Annotated in this window: 16 protein-coding genes; all 16 read left to right on the forward strand. The window is 64.0% G+C overall.

What is annotated here, in order from left to right; translation table 11 throughout:
• Positions 1-10: 10 nt before the first annotated feature.
• Entirely contained in the window at positions 11-538 is a 528-nt protein-coding gene (locus tag ACG10_RS10020) for a phage tail protein (protein WP_089168107.1), read from the forward strand.
• Between the two features lie 80 nt (positions 539-618).
• Entirely contained in the window at positions 619-1254 is a 636-nt protein-coding gene (locus ACG10_RS10025) for a hypothetical protein (protein WP_157731430.1), read from the forward strand.
• A complete protein-coding gene (locus ACG10_RS10030) occupies positions 1251-1988 on the forward strand; it encodes a hypothetical protein (RefSeq protein WP_089168109.1) in 738 nt (245 codons plus the stop codon). The genes ACG10_RS10025 and ACG10_RS10030 overlap by 4 nt, the downstream gene beginning before the upstream one ends.
• Positions 1985-3334: a DUF4255 domain-containing protein gene (locus ACG10_RS10035; protein WP_089168110.1), complete on the forward strand. Its 1350-nt coding sequence runs from the start codon at positions 1985-1987 to the stop codon at positions 3332-3334. The genes ACG10_RS10030 and ACG10_RS10035 overlap by 4 nt, the downstream gene beginning before the upstream one ends.
• Complete coding sequence (locus ACG10_RS10040; protein WP_089168111.1) at positions 3331-5376, forward strand: ATP-binding protein; 2046 nt, start codon at positions 3331-3333, stop codon at positions 5374-5376. Before ACG10_RS10035 ends, ACG10_RS10040 begins: the two co-directional genes overlap by 4 nt.
• Positions 5373-5627, forward strand: a complete 255-nt coding sequence (locus ACG10_RS10045; RefSeq protein ID WP_089168112.1) for a hypothetical protein — start codon at positions 5373-5375, stop codon at positions 5625-5627. The genes ACG10_RS10040 and ACG10_RS10045 overlap by 4 nt, the downstream gene beginning before the upstream one ends.
• Complete coding sequence (locus ACG10_RS10050) at positions 5624-8302, forward strand: eCIS core domain-containing protein (RefSeq protein WP_198319048.1); 2679 nt, start codon at positions 5624-5626, stop codon at positions 8300-8302. The genes ACG10_RS10045 and ACG10_RS10050 overlap by 4 nt, the downstream gene beginning before the upstream one ends.
• 174 nt (positions 8303-8476) lie before the next feature.
• Positions 8477-9136 carry a hypothetical protein gene (locus ACG10_RS10055; protein WP_089168113.1) on the forward strand — a complete coding sequence of 220 codons (660 nt, stop codon included), beginning with the start codon at positions 8477-8479 and terminating at the stop codon, positions 9134-9136.
• Positions 9136-9498 carry a hypothetical protein gene (locus ACG10_RS10060; RefSeq protein ID WP_089168114.1) on the forward strand — a complete coding sequence of 121 codons (363 nt, stop codon included), beginning with the start codon at positions 9136-9138 and terminating at the stop codon, positions 9496-9498. The genes ACG10_RS10055 and ACG10_RS10060 overlap by 1 nt, the downstream gene beginning before the upstream one ends.
• Positions 9488-10630, forward strand: a complete 1143-nt coding sequence (locus tag ACG10_RS10065; protein ID WP_089168115.1) for a hypothetical protein — start codon at positions 9488-9490, stop codon at positions 10628-10630. The genes ACG10_RS10060 and ACG10_RS10065 overlap by 11 nt, the downstream gene beginning before the upstream one ends.
• The gene (locus ACG10_RS10070; protein WP_089168116.1) at positions 10627-11145 is read left to right on the forward strand and encodes a phage baseplate assembly protein V; all 519 of its coding nucleotides are present in this window, start codon (positions 10627-10629) and stop codon (positions 11143-11145) included. The genes ACG10_RS10065 and ACG10_RS10070 overlap by 4 nt, the downstream gene beginning before the upstream one ends.
• Positions 11146-11147: 2 nt before the next feature.
• A complete protein-coding gene (locus ACG10_RS10075; protein ID WP_089168117.1) occupies positions 11148-11465 on the forward strand; it encodes a hypothetical protein in 318 nt (105 codons plus the stop codon).
• Between the two features lie 6 nt (positions 11466-11471).
• Positions 11472-11837, forward strand: coding sequence for a GPW/gp25 family protein (locus tag ACG10_RS10080; RefSeq protein ID WP_089168118.1), 366 nt, complete (start codon positions 11472-11474; stop codon positions 11835-11837).
• The gene (locus ACG10_RS10085) at positions 11834-14500 is read left to right on the forward strand and encodes a putative baseplate assembly protein (RefSeq protein WP_089168119.1); all 2667 of its coding nucleotides are present in this window, start codon (positions 11834-11836) and stop codon (positions 14498-14500) included. The genes ACG10_RS10080 and ACG10_RS10085 overlap by 4 nt, the downstream gene beginning before the upstream one ends.
• Positions 14500-17319 carry a putative baseplate assembly protein gene (locus tag ACG10_RS10090; RefSeq protein ID WP_089168120.1) on the forward strand — a complete coding sequence of 940 codons (2820 nt, stop codon included), beginning with the start codon at positions 14500-14502 and terminating at the stop codon, positions 17317-17319. Before ACG10_RS10085 ends, ACG10_RS10090 begins: the two co-directional genes overlap by 1 nt.
• The gene (locus tag ACG10_RS10095; protein ID WP_089168121.1) at positions 17316-19535 is read left to right on the forward strand and encodes a hypothetical protein; all 2220 of its coding nucleotides are present in this window, start codon (positions 17316-17318) and stop codon (positions 19533-19535) included. The genes ACG10_RS10090 and ACG10_RS10095 overlap by 4 nt, the downstream gene beginning before the upstream one ends.

Genomic DNA, 19535 nt, shown 5'->3' on the forward strand with positions numbered 1-19535 from the left:
AGAACTCGCCATGGCCCAGTTCAGCGTCAATGCACAGCGCTTCGATCCCTACAAGAACTTCAAATTCCGGGTGAAGTGGGATGGCCGCTACGTCGCCGGCATCTCCAAGGTGGGGGCGCTCAAGCGCAGCACCGAAATGGTCGAGCACCGTGAGGGCGGCGACCCGTCCACCAGCCGCAAGTCGCCGGGGCGCACCAAGTTCGAGGCCATTACGCTGGAGCGCGGGGTCACCCACGACACCGAGTTCGAGAAATGGGCCAACAAAGTGTGGAACTTCGGTTCCGGACTGGGCGCCGAGGTGTCCCTCAAGGACTTCCGCAAGGACATCATCATCGAGGTGTACAACGAGGCCGGCCAACTCGCCCTGGCCTATAAGGTGTTCCGCTGCTGGGTCTCGGAATTCCAGGCACTGCCGGACCTGGATGCCAACGCCAACGCCGTGGCGATCCAGAATATCAAGCTCGAGAACGAAGGCTGGGAACGGGATTACGACGTGACCGAGCCCAGCGAGCCCAAGTTTGTTGAGCCGCCGGTATAACAGCCATGGGTAGCCTATGTGCAGCCGATCTGCTTGCGCTCTGGGAGCGAGGCCAACGTCGTCACGCGCTCGACTGTGGCTTGCTGCTCTTCGCGCTGGCGCAGCCCGAGATACCGCTGGAGATCCTGGCCGACCGCCCGCTGGGAGAGCGCAACGCGGCGTTGATCCGGCTGCGGCGGGCACTTTTCGGGCCCGTCATTCCCTCCTACGTCGATTGCCCGAGCTGCCGAGAGCGGCTTGACCTCACCCTGGATGTCGAGGTGTTTCTGGCGCATGCGGCGGCCGATCCGTCGGCAGCGGTAGACGTAGCAGGCCAACACTTTCGGCTACCCAGCAGCCGCGACCTTGCGGCGATCAGCGGCGCAGCAGACGAAGAAGAGGCGGCCCTGGAGCTCGCCCGCCGCTGCCAGATGGCGGATGCGGGCGAACAGACCCTTTCCGTCCCACTGTCGGCGCTGATGCCAGACCTGGAAGCCTGCTTCGAAGCCGCCGACCCGCTACTGGAACCCAGCCTCGATGTCGCTTGCGAAGTCTGCGGCTATTCCTGGCTCGTACCCTTCGACATCGGCACGCTGCTGTGGGACGAGATCGAGGCAAGTGCCCGCGGCCTGCTTGCCGAGGTGCACACCCTGGCGCGCGCTTACGGCTGGTCGGAGCGCGAGATTCTGGCTCTGTCCGCGCCACGGCGCGCGGCGTACCTGGGGATGCTCGCATGAGCGGGTTATTGCGCCGCCTCGCCGCCCAGGCCATGGGGCGCGCCGCGCCCCTTAGGCCGATGGCGCGTACGCCCTACGCCGCGCCGCCGGGGCTGGTGGAGGAGGGCGCGGAAGGGACGGCACCCATTGTTGGCGAGGGCGGCCCCATCATTCCTCAAGACCGCCATTCCGGCGAAAGCTGGAATCGAGTCCCGCGCCAAGGCTTGAACCAGTCGATCAGCTCGAATTTAGAGGGCGTGACGGTTCCCCTGGAACCGCGTTCCAGCTCGAACCTCAAAGCGCAGGCGCTCGACTCCATGGACATTGCCCAACACGCCGATCGTTCCGGCGCAGGCCAGGCTCCAGAAAGCACCCGGCAACCTTGGTCTCAGACGGTGCCCCCCCTTCAAACCAATAGCGCGGTCTTCGCGGCAGCGGAGCGCTCGAACGGTCGCGATGCGCTCGAATCGCCCGCATCACTCTCGATGCCCGATTTCGCCCGCGAGCCGGCTCCCTTGCTGGCGCTGTCCGCCCCTGTGCCCCCGGCCCCCGCCGGCATCCCCTTCGCGGTTTCACCCAGCCGCAGCGCATCTCCCCCGGCCGCCAGTGATTCCACGGAAGTCCACGTCACCATCGGCCGCATCGAAATCACCGCGGTTCACGAAGCCCCCCCCGCCAAGCGCTCCTCGCCCGCCAAGGCGAAGCCCATGTCCCTGGATGAATATCTGGCGCGTCGGGACGGGAGGCGTTCATGAGCAACGCACTGGCCATTGCCGCCGTGACGTCCGTGTTGCGCGATCTACTCAAAGACGGACTGCTGAAAGACAGGCTGCTGAACCGAGACGTCAGTGCGATGCTCGGCAGAGCCATCGAGGTGAGCCTGCTGCCGCCGGATCGGGTGGTGGCCGGCGACGGCGCGGAAGTTTCGCAGCTCAATTTGTTCCTGCGCCAGGTCACCCCGAACCTCGGCTGGCGCAACGAGGGGCTTCCCTCCCGCGACGACTCGGGGCGCCAGCGCCTTTCCAATCCGCCGCTGGCGCTCAACCTGCATTACCTGCTTTCGGCCTACAGCGGTGGCGACCTGCATGCCGAGGTCCTACTCGGTTGCGCCATGCAGGTTCTCCATGAGGTGCCGGTACTCACCCGTGGCGCCATCCAGGCCGCGTTCAAACCGGGGCCACCACCAAGATCGGCACTCGAGGAGGCACTGGCCGACTCCGGTCTCGAGCAGCAGATCGAACTGATCAAGATCACGCCCGAGTCGCTCAGCACGGAGGAAATGTCCAACCTGTGGAATGCGACTCAAAGCCACTTCCGGCCCTCGGCGGCTTACGTGGCGAGCGTTGTCCTTATCACCTCCACCGAGTCTGTCCGCTCCCCGTTGCCGGTCCTCAGTCGTGGCATCGTCCATCCGGTGACCCTTCGCGACCGCGGCGTGATCGTGGAGCCCGGCCTGATGCCGCCTGTGCCCATGCTCCAGACCATCGACCCTGATCCGCTACGCAAGCAACCAGCGGCCAGCCTGGGCAGGACGATCAAGCTGATCGGCCATCATCTCGATGGCACGGCGCGCGAGGCAGTGCTCTCCAACGATCGTTTCGAGATCGAAGAGGCCATTGGGGAATCGGCTGCCGGCGGGGCAGCAGGCTTGCAGTTCGCCATTCCCGTCGCCCGAGCGGCAGATTTCCCGGTCGGCGTCTATCGCGTCGGCGCCCGCGTCCTTCGTCCAGGCGAGTCCCACTCCCGCGAGACCAACCGGCTGGCCATGACGCTGGCGCCGGAGATCACGAACCTGCCGATGAACGTGGTGCGCGACGGTGCCGGCACCGCGAGCTTCACCATCGAGTTCCGGCCCCAACTTCGCGCGGGGCAAAGCGTGGTGCTGGTCCTGGGGCAGCAGGAGTATCGGCTGCAAGACGACTTTGTCGCTCCTGCCAGTTCGCTCAAGTTCGTCATCAAGAACGCACCGGTATCCGAAGCTGGAGGTCCAGGGCACCTCGTGCGCCTGCGCATCGACGGCATCGAGAACCCGATCATCGACCTGTCGGCGCCGCCGCCGGCGACGCCGAAGTTCCTCAATCAGCGGATCAAGATCCAATGAACGCGCTCGCCGCCAGCCAGGACTGGATCGACGCCAACCAGCGGCTGATGGTGGCCGAGTTTGACCGGCTCAAGCAGCGGCTGGGGGCCAACAGCGATGGCGACCCCCCTGCGCCTGCCGGGGAGCTCCGGCGTACCCCGTGGCAACGCCTGATAGCCGCCCTGTTCGACGAACCGAAGCAGCCGCCGAGCGCTGAAGCGGGAAGCGAACCCAGAGCCTCGGCCGTGGAATCCGCCCGCGCCGCAATGCCTGCGCCTGCCGCCATCGATTACCTCGTGCAGCACTTCGGCCTCAGTGCTTTCGAGCGCAATGTTCTGCTCCTGTGCGCCGGTGTGGAGATGGATTCGCAACTCGCCGCGCAATGCGAGATCGCCAGCGGCCCGCCGCGCCGCCCTGGCGCCAGTTTCGGCCTGGCGCTGGCGGCGCTGGATGAGCCGGACTGGGGCGCGCTTGCGCCGGTCAGCCCGCTGCGGCGCTGGCGGCTCGTGGAAATCGACGAATCGGCCGGGCTGGCGCAAGGGCGTTTGCGTATCGACGAGCGCATCCTGCACTACCTCGCCGGGGTCAATTACCTCGACCTGCGCCTGCGCGGGCTGTTGCGCGCGGCAACGCCCCCGATGGCGATGGCCGATACACATCGCGCCGTCTGCGCCGCTGTGCAAGGCGCCCTCGAAATCGCCTCTGCGGGCGATGTGCCGGTCATCTGGCTGACCGGCGACGATGCGCCGGGGCAAGCCGACGTTGCCGCAGCAGTCGCAGCGGCCCTCGGCGTCCGACTGCACGTCCTGCGCGCAGAGGACGTGCCCGCCAGCCACGCCGAGGTCGAAGCCCTGGCGACACTGTGGGAGCGCGAAGCGATCCTGCTCGGCAGCACCCTGCTCGTGTCCGCCGGCGCGGATTCCCTGCCGGCCCCGGCGATGCACTTCATCGAACAGCTGCGCGGCCTGGCGTTCGTCAGCGCCAGCCAGCCACAGCCGCTCGAACGTCCCTCCCTGCGCTTCACCATCGACAAGCCCGCTCCGGCCGAACAGAAGCTCCTCTGGCAAGAGGTGCTCGGCGCTGGCGCCACCCAGCTCAACGGCGCTCTCGATGGCATTGCCGGCCAGTTCAAGCTGAGCGCCCGCAGCATTCAAGTCGAGGGGACCAATCTCGCGCCCGCGCTGGCCGCGAGCGATCGTCCCGACCGGGTCATATGGTCGGCCTGCCGCAGCATGGGCCGCGCGAGGCTCGACGGGTTGGCGCAGCGCCTCGAATCGAGCACCGGCTGGGACGACCTCCTCCTGCCCGAGGCGCAAAAAGACACGCTGCGCCAGATCGGCGCCCATGTGCGCAACCGGCTCAAGGTCTATGTCGAATGGGGCTTCGCCGACAGGAGCGCCCGCGGCCTGGGCATCAGCGCCCTGTTCGCCGGCGAGAGCGGCACGGGCAAGACGATGGCCGCCGAGGTGCTCGCCCACGAATTGCAGCTCGATCTCTACCGCATCGACCTGTCGGCGGTGGTCAGCAAGTACATCGGCGAAACGGAAAAGAACCTGTGCCGCGTCTTCGACGCCGCGGAAGACAGCGGCGCGATCCTGTTGTTCGACGAAGCCGATGCGCTGTTCGGCAAGCGCAGCGAAGTCAAGGACAGCCACGACCGCTATGCCAACATCGAAGTCAGCTACCTGTTGCAGCGCATGGAGTCGTACCGCGGGCTGGCCATCCTCACCACCAACCTGAAGGCGGCGCTGGATGCCGCCTTCCAGCGCCGCCTGCGTTTCGTCGTGCACTTTCCGTTTCCCGATCAGGCGATGCGCGAAGCGATCTGGCACAGCGCTTTTCCGCCGCGCACGCGGCTCGGCGCGATCGACACCGGCAAGCTCGCCCGCCTCAACGTAACCGGCGGCAGCATCCGCAACATCGCCATCAATGCGGCATTTCGCGCGGCCGAACTCGGCGAGCCAGTCTCCATGGTGCACCTGCTGCATGCGGCCCACCTCGAGGCCAGCAAGCGCGGGAGTCCTCTGAGCGCCGCCGAAACACGGGGCTGGGTACCGATATGAAGCACGTAGTTGTCCACATCGATCGCCTGGTGCTGAAGGGCTTCCGGCCCGAGGACCGGCATGCCATCGCCGCCGGCTTGCAGCAGGAACTGGCGCGAGTATTCGCCGACGGTGAGGTCGTTTCGCTGTTGCAGGCCAGGGGAGACATGCCGCGGCTGCGCGTGAGCAGCGTGCCTGTCGAACCCGGTGCCAAGCCGCAACGGGTCGGGCAGAGCGTGGCGCAGGGCATCGGCAAGGAGATCGCGAAATGAGCAGCGCCGCTTCCCTGCGGACGCAGGTCGCCAAGTCACAACCAATGAGCGATGCGAGTCATGCCAGCTTGCTGCTGCAACGCAAGTGCGCGTGCGGGTCGCCGACGACATCGCTGGCCGGCGAATGTGCAGAATGCGCGCGCAAGAAACGCCTGCAGACCAAGCTCACGATTGGCGCGAGCAACGACCCACTGGAGCAGGAGGCGGATCGGGTGGCGGATCAGGTGATAGCAGCGCCGGCGCAGTCGCCCGTTAGTAGTGCTTTGCCCCGCATTCAGCGCTACATGACGCAACCAAGCAAAGCGGTAGGAGTCGCGCCCGCCAGCGTAGATCGCGTTCTCGCCAGCTCCGGCCGACCACTCGAACCGGCGTTGCGGCAGGACATGGAACAGCGGTTTGGTTATGGCTTTTCTCGGGTTCGAGTGCATACCAATAGTGTCGCAGAACAATCAGCGCAAGACGTTAACGCCCATGCCTATACGGTAGGACACAACATTGTGTTCAGTGCAGGTCGCTTCGCAACGGGAACTTATGAGGGACGGCAGCTAATTGCGCATGAGTTGACACATGTGGTACAGCAGTCAGGTGCAGATCCAATACGTATTGGTCAAAGCAATGAAGAGGGTGGTCAGCTACCTTCTCATTTTGCAATTGCGAACGGCGGCCCTGTCCGGATTGCGGGCTCGGGCGGCGTGTGGGTCGCACGTGAGGGCGGAACGCAAATACCACCTGTCCTGAGCTTTCTGACCGCCGCGGAAATTCAGAAACTCAAAGCGTTCGGCGATGCTGATTTTCAGGAGTCGCTGAACACATTGCAGGGACATCTTCGGAAGACGAAGGGTTTCACCCAGGCGGGGGAGACACAGAAGTACATCGATATTCGTCAGGCAGCCGGAGAGTTGCGGACTTTTCGGGATTACATCAACGATCCCGGCGTAGTTGCCGTGAAAGTGGTGCCCAGCGCTACCGGCGGACGTTCTCCGGATATGTTTCTGCGCTACGGGAACGGTGACACCTCAAGGGTTGAAATCTCGAACATCACGTTGGCTTCACCGGACTACCGGCCGGATGTGCGGCCGAACGCCAAAGGTCAACTGGCGCCGAAAATTCCCAAGCAGGATATCCCCGGACAGCCGGGGCAAACACAGGTAGCGCTACCGACCAACGAATTTGACGATAGCGCCATCAAGGCGGCGATTCGAGGCAAAATTAAGGCTAGCCGCAAAGGGCCCTCACAGCTCGAGGCGCAGAATCCGAACACGCGTGCGGGCGGTGCGGCGATGGCGCCGGGCGGCGACGTGGTAGTTCAGATCACGCACGGTGAGGTTAACAAAGCCCGGCTCGATCAGATGATCAAGGAACTCGAGCCCGAACTATTGGCCTCCTCCGCCCGACGCGTGCAGATCGATTCCATCGATGCCGCCGAACCGAGAGCTGGCCGCAAGATATTCGAGTACAACCGCGAGGGGCAGAAGTTCGTCGGGATTGTGAGGAAGCCGAATCGGCCGCCGCTCGAACTGCCTCTGGGCCAGAAGCCGGGAGCCATGGGAGCGCCAAGGGGCATGAGTGGGATAATCAAGGGAGTTGGCGGAACGATCATCGGCATCCTAGCGCAGCTTGCGTATGCCTTTATCATCAGCAAGATCGCACAGAAGATCGAGGAGGCGCAGATCGAACGCGAACTGAAGAAGCTCGATCCCCATATCGGCGAAAAGTTGAACGCCCTTTCTGGTGATGTGTTGGAGAGGCAGTCTGCAAGCGAGCAATCCGTCTATGCCACCATACCATACTCACTGAACTACATGCGCACTCTGACCGATCCGGCCAGCCGGCAGCTTTTCTTCGGTGAGAGTGAGCACGATATTAATACCAACCAGTCCTTCCACGAGCAAATGGCGGAGCAGACTTTTTTTACCGATGCCAAGCTAGGAAATATAAAGATAACCTCCGGCGAACAACCCAAAGATCAATCGTCATTCTCGCTAGAGCGGGACAAGTATGGGACTTACGAAACCCATATATTTACTTTCGAAAAATCCGTGAAGCTTCAGCGCTTCAGCAATACGGAACTAAGAGACTATATCTTGCAGCAGGCACTCGCCGAAGAGATGAACGCCCCCGAAGGCGCTCCGCCTAGTGACCGCTCCGTCGAACTTCGCAAGCGCCTCGATACGATGCAAGGAACCATCGCGAAAGAAGAGGAAGGAAAGCGCGCCGAAGCGGAATCCGAAAGACTGGCGGAGGAAAAACGGAAACAGGAAAAGCTGGCGCAGGCGAGAGAGGCCCAAAAGGTACCGCCTCTCCCTAGCCCGCCGCTGCTGCCGCAGCCCGGCTCGACGCCGCAACCCCTGTTCACACCGCAGAACGATCCCTTTAACCTCGGCGGTCGTCTACAGCAGAAGTCATTGTTCGAGCAGGCCCAGGACTCCGTAGACATGGCCGAGGCGCTGAAGGCGGAATTCGTCAAGAAGGCGGAGGCGCTCCGGCAGGAAAATCCTTCGGGCGAAAAGGTTGAGCTCCACAAAAAGGCAGTGGAGGAATGGATCAAGAATCTGCGTCTTGCATTCAACGCCTGGAAGACCAAGGGCAATCCCGACTGGCAGGCAGTTAAACGTATGGAGTTTCTGGTGTGGTGGGTGGACCAGCCGGAGGGCAAAGCAGCACTCATGCGATAGGACGGCACGGGCTCGTAGCCAAAGCGGTGCCGTAATGCGCCGTTTCAGTCTGATGAGCATAGCCCACGTTAGTTTGGTAGAGCGCAGCGGAACCCATTGCTAAACAGCCAAAAAAGGCGATCGGGTGGGATTAATGATGAATAGACACAATGTGGCAATGAAGGCATCTAACTCATGACCACCTTCTCAAACTCTCCCAAGGTCCTTAAAGGCGGCATCGTGCTGATCGATCCGGAATCAGCGCGTGTGCTCCGCATCATCTCCCTCCAATACAACCCCGACTCCCTCTCCCGTTCCCTGCAACTGCAAGCCGCCGGAGGCGAAGGCGGCAATCGCTCGGAAGCGCTGCGCTTCAAGGGGCCGGCCGTCGAAACCATCAAGCTCGACGCCGAGATCGACGCCGCCGACCAGCTCGAATTCCCGGCCCAGCATCGCGCCACTGTGGAGTTCGGCATTCAGCCGCAACTGGCGGTGCTGGAATCCCTTACTCACCCGAGTAGCGCCCAGCTCATCGCCGTCGACCGGCAGGCGAGTTCCGGCACGCTGGAAATCGCGCCGATGGAGGCGCCGCTCATGCTCTTCGTGTGGAGCAAGAGCCGCATCGTGCCGGTGCGGCTGACCGATTTCTCGATCACCGAAGAGGCCTTCGACCCGGCGCTCAACCCGATTCGCGCCAAGGTGAGCCTGGGCCTGCGCGTGCTCTCGGTGGATGACCTAGGCTTCGCCCACAAGGGCGGCGGCCTGTTCATGAGTTATCTACAGACGAAGGAGCGGCTGGCCACGAAGGCGCAAGCCGGCGCCTTTTCCACGCTCGGCATCGGAGGAATCGGCTGATGGATCCGATTGAGGCCTTCATGCAGGCCAACGCGCTTACCACGCCGCTGTTCCCGCCCACCAGCCGTTACCACGGCATCGCGGCGGCGCAACTCATGCTGCCGGACGGGACGACCGTCGCCTACCTGAAACGCCGCTTCGTGCCGCCGCCGGAGAACTTCGCGTTGTTGCAGGAGCACATGGTTGCCGCCAGGGATCGGCTGGACAACCTCGCCGCCCGTTACCTCGGCGACCCGCAGCAGTACTGGCGGATCTGCGACGCCAACGGTGCGATGCGCCCGGACGAGCTGACCGAGACGGCCGGGCGGCGGCTGCGGATCACTCTGCCCGAAGGCATTCCAGGAGCGCCGGATGCTGGCTAAGGGGATTCAGCTCACCCTGCTGATCGGCCCCATCGTGCCGATCCCCGCGCCACGGGTGGTGATCGACGCGCTGGAGAGCGTGGAGGTGACCACCGCTGCCGGCACGGCGAGCGGCTTCCAGCTCAAGTTCCAGTTCTCGGCCAAGTCCGAGCTGAACACGCTCGTCCTGATTGCTGGCGCCCAGAACACCGGCCCAGGGGCGCCGCCGCTAAGGGTGATGCTGATCGTTACCCTCAACGGCACGCCGCAGCCGCTGTTCGACGGGGTCATGACCAATGTGCAGGTGCAGCCGGGGGGGCAGGGGTCGCCCGGCACGCTGACGGTTACCGGTGAGGACGTCACCAAAGTCATGGACATGCTGGACTGGAGCGGCGTGCCCTTTCCGGCGATGCCGATCGAGGCGCGCGTCGCCGTGCTCTGTGCGAAGTACGCACCCTTCGGACTTGTACCGCTGATCGTCCCGGTCCTGTTCACGGATGTGCCCAATCCGGTCGACAAGATCCCGGCTCAACACGGCACCGATCTGCAATATATCCGCTGCCTTGCGCAGGACGTAGGTTATGTCTTTTACGTCGAGCCGGGGCCGGTACCCGGTACGAACGTCGCCTACTTCGGACCTGAGATCAAAGCGGGCGTGCCTCAGCCAGCGCTCAACGTCGATATGGATGCGCTGACCAACGTGGAGTCGATGAGCTTCAGCTTCGACCCCACCAAGGGCAGGTTGCCGGTGGTCTTCATCCAGAACCAGCTAACGCGCATCCCGATCCCTCTCCCCATCCCCAACCTCAACCCGCTTCAGCCGCCGCTGGGCGTGTTGTCCACGCCGCTGGCCAATATCGAACTCCTCAAGGACACGGCCAAGTTGAACCCGATGCAGGCAATTTCCCGAGGACTGGCGAAGGCCAAGGAGTCTCAGGATGCGGTCAGTGCCAAGGGCAGCCTCAATGTGCTGCGCTACGGCCGGGTGCTCAAAGCCCGAGGACTGGTCGGCGTGCGCGGTGTGGGCTTGGCGTACGACGGCCTCTACTACGTGCAGAGCGTCACCAGCACATTGAAGCGCGGCGAGTTCAAGCAGGAGTTCACGCTGACGCGTAATGGTCTGATTTCGATAACGCCGAGGGTGCCGGTATGAATGACGTGTGCCACAAGTTCTATGGAAAGTACCGCGGTATGGTCCTCAATAACCTGGACCCGTTGCAACAGGGCCGGCTTCAGGTCCAGGTGCCGGACGTTTCCGCCCTGACGCCCGCCACTTGGGCCATGCCCTGCCTGCCGACCGGCGGCATGCAGGGCGGTATCTTTGCCTTGCCCGTTATCGGTTCCGGGGTGTGGGTGGAGTTCGAGCACGGGGATCCGGATTTCCCCATCTGGACCGGCTGCTTCCTGGGCAGTGCCGCGGAGGTGCCAGCCTTGGCCCGCGCCACACCACCAGGAATTCCGGCCATCACACTGCAGACGCCGCTGCAGAATGGCATCACGGTGTCCGATGTGCCGGGGCCTACCGGCGGGATCATGCTCAAGAGCACCACAGGGGCAACCCTCATCGTGAACGACACGGGCATTTATATCCAGAACGGCAAGGGCGCTTTCATCACCCTGATCGGGCCGACGGTGACCATCAACAATGGCGCGCTGACGGTGATCTAGCCATGCCCGGACCGCTTCTCCACCTCGGCGCCACCGTGCTCTGTGCCCATGGCGGCATGGCCACTCCCACCGCACCCAACCCCCGCGTACTGGTGAGCGGCCAGCCGACGGTGACGATGACGGCGCCGTATGTGATTGCGGGCTGCCCCTTCAACGTCGTCGTTCCGCTCCCTTGCGTCACCGGCCAATGGGTGGTTGCGGCGCTGCGCGTTCTGTCGAACGGCCAGCCCTTGGTGCTGATGGACAGCCAGGCAGTGTGTGTGCCCAACGGCACGCCGCTGTTGCCGCTTGTGGTGCAAACGCGGGTGATCGGGAGCTGAAGCAGCATGAACCTGCGCTATCCCTACAGTTTTGACGGCCGCGGCTTCACCGCCCAGGCGGGCGAGGAGGCGTGGATTCGCGGTCTCATCGAGCAGGTGCTGTTCACTTCGCCCGGTGAGCGCGTCATGCGCCCGGACTTCGGCAGCGGCTTGATGCAATTGGTCTTCGCGCCCAACAGCACGGAGCTGGCCGCAACCACCCAGTTTCTGGTCCAGGGCGCGCTGCAACAGTGGCTCGGCCATCTCATCACGCTCGAAGCGGTGGAGGTCGAGGCTGTCGAGTCGATGCTGCGGGTGACGGTGCGTTATCAGATCCTCCGTAGCGGTAGCCGGGAGGTCGCAAGCTTCGAACGGGCGGGGGCGCTGCCGTGATCTACCACTGCTGCGACAAACTGCGGCGCCGGCGGGTGATCGAGGAGACCACCCTCAACGGCATCGACTACCTGGAAGTGCTGGACCACGATGCGCCTCCCGGCCCCTCCGGCCAGCCGTTACGCCAGCAGACGCTGCTCGTGCGCCTGTTGCGCCCGGTGCCGGCCGACTTCAAGGCGCAGCAGGTGAGCATCGAAGGCGGGGAACGGGTACGTGAGGTGCGGGTGCAGTGGGTAGCGCCGGCATCCACTCCGCCACCCGCAGCCAGCCTTGCGGAACAGGACTACTTGAAGAGCCTGACCGAAGCCGACCATGTGCTGGTGGTTCGCACGGATCGCTACGGCGACTTCTCGCCCTACCGGCTGCGAGTGCTGCGCGAGGGACCGGAGCAAGGGCCGCCGGAGGGCTTCGATCCGCGGATGTCGGAGATCGAATTCTCCTTCAAGGTTGCGTGCCCGAGCGAATTCGACTGCGCGCCGCGCAATCTATGCCCGGAGGAGCCAGCCAAGGCACCGGTGATCGACTATCTCGCCAAGGACTATCCGAGCTTCCGCCGCCTGATCCTCGACCTCATCACGCAACGGGTGCCCGGCTGGCGCGAGCGCAGCGCCGCCGATCTGGGCGTGACGCTGGCCGAGTGGCTTGCCTATGTATGCGATCAGCTTTCCTACCAGCAGGATGCGGTGGGCACAGAGGCCTACCTGGAAACCGCCCGGCTGCGTACCTCGCTGCGGCGGCTTGCTCTGCTGGTGGACTATCCGATACACGACGGCTGCAATGCCCGGGTCTGGCTGCAGGTGCTGTCGAGTTCTGACGCCGTGGCGTTGCCGCGGAGCGAAACCCGCTTCCACACGAAGGTGGCCGGTCTTCCGCCCCGCATTACGCCCGATTCACGTGAAGACGAGGAGGCGCGGAAGGCCGCTCCCACGATCTTCGAGCCATTACACGATGCGGTGCTTTATGCCGCGCATAACGAGATTGAGTTTTACACCTGGGGCGAAGAGCGCTGTTGCCTGCCGAAAGGTGCAACCCGTGCCACGCTGAGCGACGACCTCCGGTCGCGCCTGCTTCTGCGCCGCGGCGACGTTCTCCTCTTCGAGGAACGCGTGGGCCCGCATACCGGACGCCCCGAGGATGCGGACCCGACGCGCCGTCACGTGGTACGCCTGACCGCCGTCAGCCCCGAGGCGCAGCAAATCCTGAGCAGTGGCCGGGAGGTGGGCAGAGAAGCGGGCGCGCTGTTGAAGGATCCGCTTCCGGATCCTGGCGGCGCAGTTCGCCACATCGTGGAGGTCGCCTGGGCCGTCGAAGACAAGCTGCCTTTCCCGCTGTGCATTTCCTCCGTGACCGACGAGGAGCATGGCGAACGCTTCATCTCGAACGTCAGCGTGGCGCGCGGCAACGTGGTCCTCGCCGACCACGGGTGGACCCTCCCGGCCAGGGAATCGCTTGGCACCGTTCCTCGGGCGCGGCTTGCCTACCCGCCCGACCGTGACCGGAACCGGTGTGCCGATGACGAGCCGACCGAAATTCCAGCGCGCTTTGCGCCACGGCTGGCGAACGGCCCCTTGACGCTTGCCGGAACGGTGCTCAAGACCCGGGACATGAATGGCAAACGCATCAAAGAGCGGCTTCCGTTCGATGCCGACCTGCCGGCCGCCTCCGCCATGCAGTGGCGCCGGGAGGACATCTTGCCGGCCATCCAGGTGAGCACCGTTGTTCAGGGCAATCCCGAACAATTCGAGTCCTGGGAAGCCCGGCGCGATCTTCTGAACAGCGAGGCGGACGATCGCCATTTCGTCGTCGAAGTGGAGCACGACGGCAGCGCGCGGCTGCGCTTCGGAGACGACGTCCACGGCCGGCGGGCGAAGGCAGGAATGGCTTTTTGGGCGCGCTATCGAGTGGGCAACGGTCGCGCCGGCAATGTGGGGGCGGGTGCCATTGCCCATGTCGTATCCAGTGATTCCGCAGTGCTGGGCGTACGCAACCCGCTGCCGGCAAGCGGCGGCGAGGACATGGAGGACGCCGCCTCGGTACGCCGGGCCGCTCCGCAGGCCTTTCGACGTCAGGAGCGCGCCGTCACCCCCGAGGACTATGCCGAGGTGACCGAGCGCTACGTCGGCGTGCAGCGCGCGGCGGCTACCCTGCGCTGGACCGGGAGTTGGCACACGGTGTTCGTCACGGTGGATCGACGTGACGGCCTGCCGATGACCTCCGGGTTCGAGAATGAGTTGACGCGCCACATCGATCGCTACCGGATGGCGGGCCACGACACCGAGTTCAACGATCCGGTGTTCGTCTCGCTGGAGATCGACCTGCTGGTTTGCGTGCAGGCAAGCCACTTCCGCGCGGACGTGCGTGCCGGGCTGCTGGAGGTACTCGGCAACCGCCTGCTGCCCGATGGACGTCGCGGCCTGTTCCACCCCGACAACTTGTCTTTCGGTCAGACCGTTTTTCTGAGCCCGCTCTATGCTGCGGCGCGCCAGGTTGCCGGCGTGGCTTCCGTGGAGGTCACCCGCTTTCACCGCCAAGGCATGGAGGATCCCCGCTATCTCGTCGATGGCTTCATGCACCTGTCCCGCCTGGAGATCCCGCGCCTGGATAACGACCCCAATTTCCCAGAGCACGGCGTGCTGCGGTTGAACCTCTTCGGAGGCAAGTGATGAGCGATTCCGGCCTCTCGAACTGTGGTTGCTGCGCCGGCCTGGATGCCGAAACCCCTGCGCGGATCGACAACTCACCCGGTCAGTCCGCCATCGCCTATCGGGTAGGGGTACATGCGAGCTTCAGGGAGTCCTTCCTGGCCCGGCTTTCCAGCGGCGACTTGCCCGCTCTGTCCAGTCTCACTACTCGTCGGGATGGCGACTTCACCATCGCGCTGGGCGACGCCCTCGCGACCTCGCTGGACGTGCTCACTTTTTACCAGGAGCGTTATGCCAACGAGCACTATCTGCGCACTGCCACCGAGCGGCGCTCCATTCTGGAGATGGCGCGCCTGGTCGGATACGAGCTCGCCCCCGGCGTGGCCGCATCCACCCGGCTGGCGTTCAGCCTGCAGGAGGTGCCCGGCAATCCGGCGTTGGCGGCTGCTCCCGTGGTTATCCCTATTGGCGCACGAGTGCAGAGCGTGCCCGGGCCCGGCGAGCAGGCACAGACCTTCGAGACTATCGAAGAGGTGGAGGCCCATGTCGAGTGGAACGCGATTCCGGCGAAGAGTACGGAGGCGTGGCATCCCAAGGCGGGCGACAAGGCGTTATGGCTGGCGGGATTGAGCACCGGCCTGCACGTGGGGGACGCGATTCTGATCGTCGGTCAGGACAGGTTGCAACCCGCCAGCGATCAGTGGGAACTGCGCCTGCTGACAAGTGTGGAGGAGGACCGGGAGAGGCAGCGCACGCGCGTGGGATGGGACGTGGGGCTTCGCGATCTCAGCGCTGCAACGAAATCTGCGCCGGTGGGGGTGAGTGTTTATGCCCTGCGCCAGCGGGCCGCTCTGTTCGGGCATAACGCGCCGGAGCCAAAACTGATGTTCAACGCGAATAATCCGCCGCCGTCCGCATTGACCGACATCGAGAAGAAGGACGGTAGTTACTCTTGGGAGACCCTTCACTGGAAGGACTTCACGATTCGTAACAATCACATTGACCTTGACGTCGCCTATCCCAAGGTCACACCTGGAAGCTGGTTGGCATTGGTATCCAACGACACCGGATCCAGTCATGGCTCGGGTTTCCCGGGCGATGTTGAACTCTATCGAGCCAACATAGTGAGCTTTCCCTCGCGCAGCGACTTTGGCCTTGCCGGCAAGATCACGCGTATCGTGCCGGACAAGGCACCTGAGCCCACCAAGTTCCATCTGCTGGAGACCTTGGTGTTGGCCCATTCGGAACTACTGCCGGTGGCACCATCGCCTCTTCTCTATCCGCTCTTCGGTTCTGAATTGTCCCTTGACCATCCTGTGACCGGCATCGGTGCTGGCCGCCCCCTTGCCATGAGCGGCAAGCGTGCGCGCATCCGCTTGCGCAAGGGTGAGAGGGAGCGGGGTCTGGCTCTCACTGGGGGGGCCACAGTCAAGATTGCCGAAGGCGACTCTCTTCGCCTTGCCGCGGCCCCCGAGGAGCATTCCGCTGGCGCCTGGCGGGCACTCACCCCGGAAGAGTTTGGACAACGTGTAGCTCAAGCCGACCCCAAGGAGCTGCGATTTCGGCTTCTGGCCCCCGATGGGCGGGAGGGATTTGTCGAGGCTCCCGCTGCAGCCTTCGAACTTGTTCCGGCAGAGAAGGCGGACGATGAGGTCCAGGAAATCGCAGTCGTCGGTGTGTTGGCAGACACATTGCCGGATCGGGGCCGCACCTCGCTCCCTCTCTCAATGCCCCTTGAGCACTGCTATGACCGCGACACGGCGCGAGTCAATGCCAACGTGACGAGCGCGACGCATGGTGAAACCGTGAGCGAGGTCCTCGGCAGCGGTGACGCCCGCGTTGCCAATGCACACTTTGCACTGCGCCAGGCGCCGCTCACCTACCTGAGGTCAACCGGGAGCGCGACCGGACGCAAATCCACGCTCGAGCTGCGGGTCAATGATCTGCTCTGGACGGAGGTGCCCAGCCTGTACGGGCGTGGGCCGACCGAGCGGGTCTATGAGATCGCGATCGACGATGAGGCGCGCGCCACGCTGCGTTTTGGTGACGGCATGGAAGCGGCGCGTCTGCCGTCGGGTGATCACAACATCCGTGCCGCTTACCGCAAGGGCGTGGGGCTTGCGGGCAATCTTCCGGCCGGCAGGCTCACGACGCTGTTGTCGCGCCCGCTGGGGGTCACGGGCGTCACCAATCCCGAAGCGGCGTCCGGCGGGAAGGATCCGGAGCGCGAAGAAAATGCGCGGAAGAACGCGCCGCTCTCGGTAAAGACCCTGGAAAGGGTGGTCTCGATACGCGACTACGAGGATTTCGCCCGCGGCTACGCGGACATCGTCAAGGCCCACGCTCTCTGGATCCCCAGCGGCCCTGCCCGAGGGGTGTTCCTCACTGTGGCCGCTGAAGGCGGCAAGCCGCTGAAGGCGGACAGCGTTTGCGACCTGCAGGCGGCGTTGCATCGATACGGTGATCCGCTGATGCCGATCCAGGTTGTGAATTATCGCGAGGTCGCATTCCAACTGCGCATGACCATCAAGGCTCGCCCGGACGCTGACAGGAAGCTGGTCATGGCAGAGGTCGAGTCGCGCTTGGCTGCCTATTTCGGCTTCGAGGCGCGCAGCTTTGGCCAATCGGTTTCCGTGGATGAGGTGCTTGCGATGGCACAGGCGGTTACGGGAGTCGAGGCTGCGCAGGTCATCGAATTGCACCGTCGCGACAAGCCTTCGCCGAAGTTCGTCGCGCGGCTTTATGCCGAGCTGCCGGTGGCGTCGGTGGCCGGGGCGCCGCAGGGGGCCGAGTTGCTCACCCTGGATGGTGCCTCCCTGATAGTGGAGTTCATGCCATGAGCTTTGACGCCGACGCCCTTTTCCGCCTGCTACCTGCGATTCATCGTATCCGCGATGCGGAATTGGCCGCGAGCATCCAGGATCTGCTGACGCCGGCCGAGGCGAAGGAGCTTCTTGCCCTGGAAGCTCTACCCAACGCGACGGTGGCCGAGCAGGAGCGGCTTGAAAGCTTGCGCGAGAAAGCCCGCCGTGGGCCGCTCAAGGCTCTGGCGATGGCAATCGCCGACGTGATCGCCCCGGTAGAGGAAAATCTCGCCCAGCTCTACGACGATCTCTTCATCGAAACCTGCGCCGATTGGGTGATTCCCTATATTGGCGACCTGATTGGCTACGAGCCACTGCATGCGCTGGGCCGGGCGCGCGGGCTGGCGCGTGCCGAGGTGGCGCATACGATCGCACTGCGCCGGCGCAAGGGCACGGCGGCGGTGCTGGAGCAATTGGCGCGTGATGTCACCGGCTGGAACGCTCGTGCAGTGGAGTATTTCCAGCTCTTGGGCGCGACCCAGCACATGAACCATCTGCGACTCCACAGCCGCTATGCCCCCGCGTTGCGTGATTGGGAGCCACTGGCACGCATCGATAGTGCTTTCGAGACGGTGACTCACACGATCGACGTCCGGCGAATAGACAGTCGGCGCGGCCGCTTCAATATCCCCAACGTCGGTATCTTCCTTTGGCGTATCGGCGCCCATCGTCATACGCGGAACCCGGCGCTGCGTGTGGACGATCGGCGCTACCTGGTGAGCCCGCTTGGTCATCCCCTTCAGCTCTACAGCAATCCCCGGCCCGAGGAGGAGATCGCTCATCTGGCGGAACCATCCAACGTGCCGGAGCCGATTACACGCCGCATGTTGAGGGAGTACAAGCCGCTCTACTACGGCACGGCGGCTCGAACTGGCGATGCCGACTCGAGTATCGTGCTCTATGCGGATGGAACTGAAGTTCCGCGCGACGCCATCGTCGCCTGCAATCTTGCCGACGATGGCGCCGGCTGGGCACATGCGCCGCTGGACGGAACTTCGCTCAGGGGGGATTCCTTGGCGGACAAATACGGCATCGACCCGGTGTTGGGCCGAATCACATTGGGTAAGGATGTCCCACTGCCGAAAGCGCTTCATGTCACCTACCACTACGGTTTTCCTGCCGCCTTGGGGGGCGGGGAGTACAGCCGCGAACGTCAGCCCGATGCGCCGGGCACGAAGGTGCTGCGCATCCCTGCAGACCATGCCTCCGTCCAGGCAGCGCTGAGCGCTCTCGACGGCGACGGTGTCGTGGAGATCCAGGACAGCGGTCGCTACGAGGAGACACTCTCGGTCAAGGTGCGTTCTGGCGCACAGGTGACGCTGCGCGCCGCGGAGAACTGCAGGCCGACGCTGATACTCGAGGGGCCGCTCTTGGTCAGCACCTTGATCACGAGCACACCAAATACGCGATCCGGCGGCACCTTCAATCTGGAAGGGGTGTTGATGGTGGGCGACTGCCTGAAGGTGCCTCGTCAAGCTGGCAGTGAGATCTCGCGTGTGCGAGTCGCGCATGCCACCTTGGTGCCTGGCCTGGCGTTGGACGAGGTCGGCGCACCGGTCTCCAAAGGTGCTGCCAACCTGCTGGTGGAGCTGCCTGGTGTATTGATCGAACTCGACCATGTGATTATCGGCTCGATTCGCGTGGTTGAACTGGCAAGCCTCGTTGCGAAGGATTCGATCATTGATGCCACTGATCCGACGCTTCCAGCCTATGCCGCAATGCAGGGAGGCACACCGGACGCGTCCTCTCCCGCAGGCGAACTTTCCCTCGAAGCCTGCACAGTGATCGGCAGGATTCATGCAGTCTCTGTCGGCCTGATCTCCAACAGTCTGTTATTGGCGCACGCCGCCGCTGGCGAACCACCGATTCGTATCGAGCGTCGCCAGACAGGTTGTGTGCGTTTTTCCTTCCTGCCGTTTGCCTCCCTCGTGCCGCGTCGCTTTCGCTGTCAGCCGCAGAGCGACAGCGAATCGCGGGTGGTTCCCCATTTCGTATCGCTTCGCTACGGGCTGGCATCGTACTGCCAGCTCACCCGTAATACTCCAGACGAGATTCGCCTTGGGGCCTCCGACGAGAGCGAAATGGGCGCGTTTCATGAGTTGTTCTCGCCGCAGCGCGAGGCGAATCTGCAAGCCCGGTTGCGGGAGTATCTGCGCACGGGGCTGTTTTCCGGCATTTTCTACGCAAGCTGA

The sequence above is a fragment of the Azotobacter chroococcum genome (assembly GCF_002220155.1).
Lineage (GTDB): Bacteria > Pseudomonadota > Gammaproteobacteria > Pseudomonadales > Pseudomonadaceae > Azotobacter > Azotobacter chroococcum.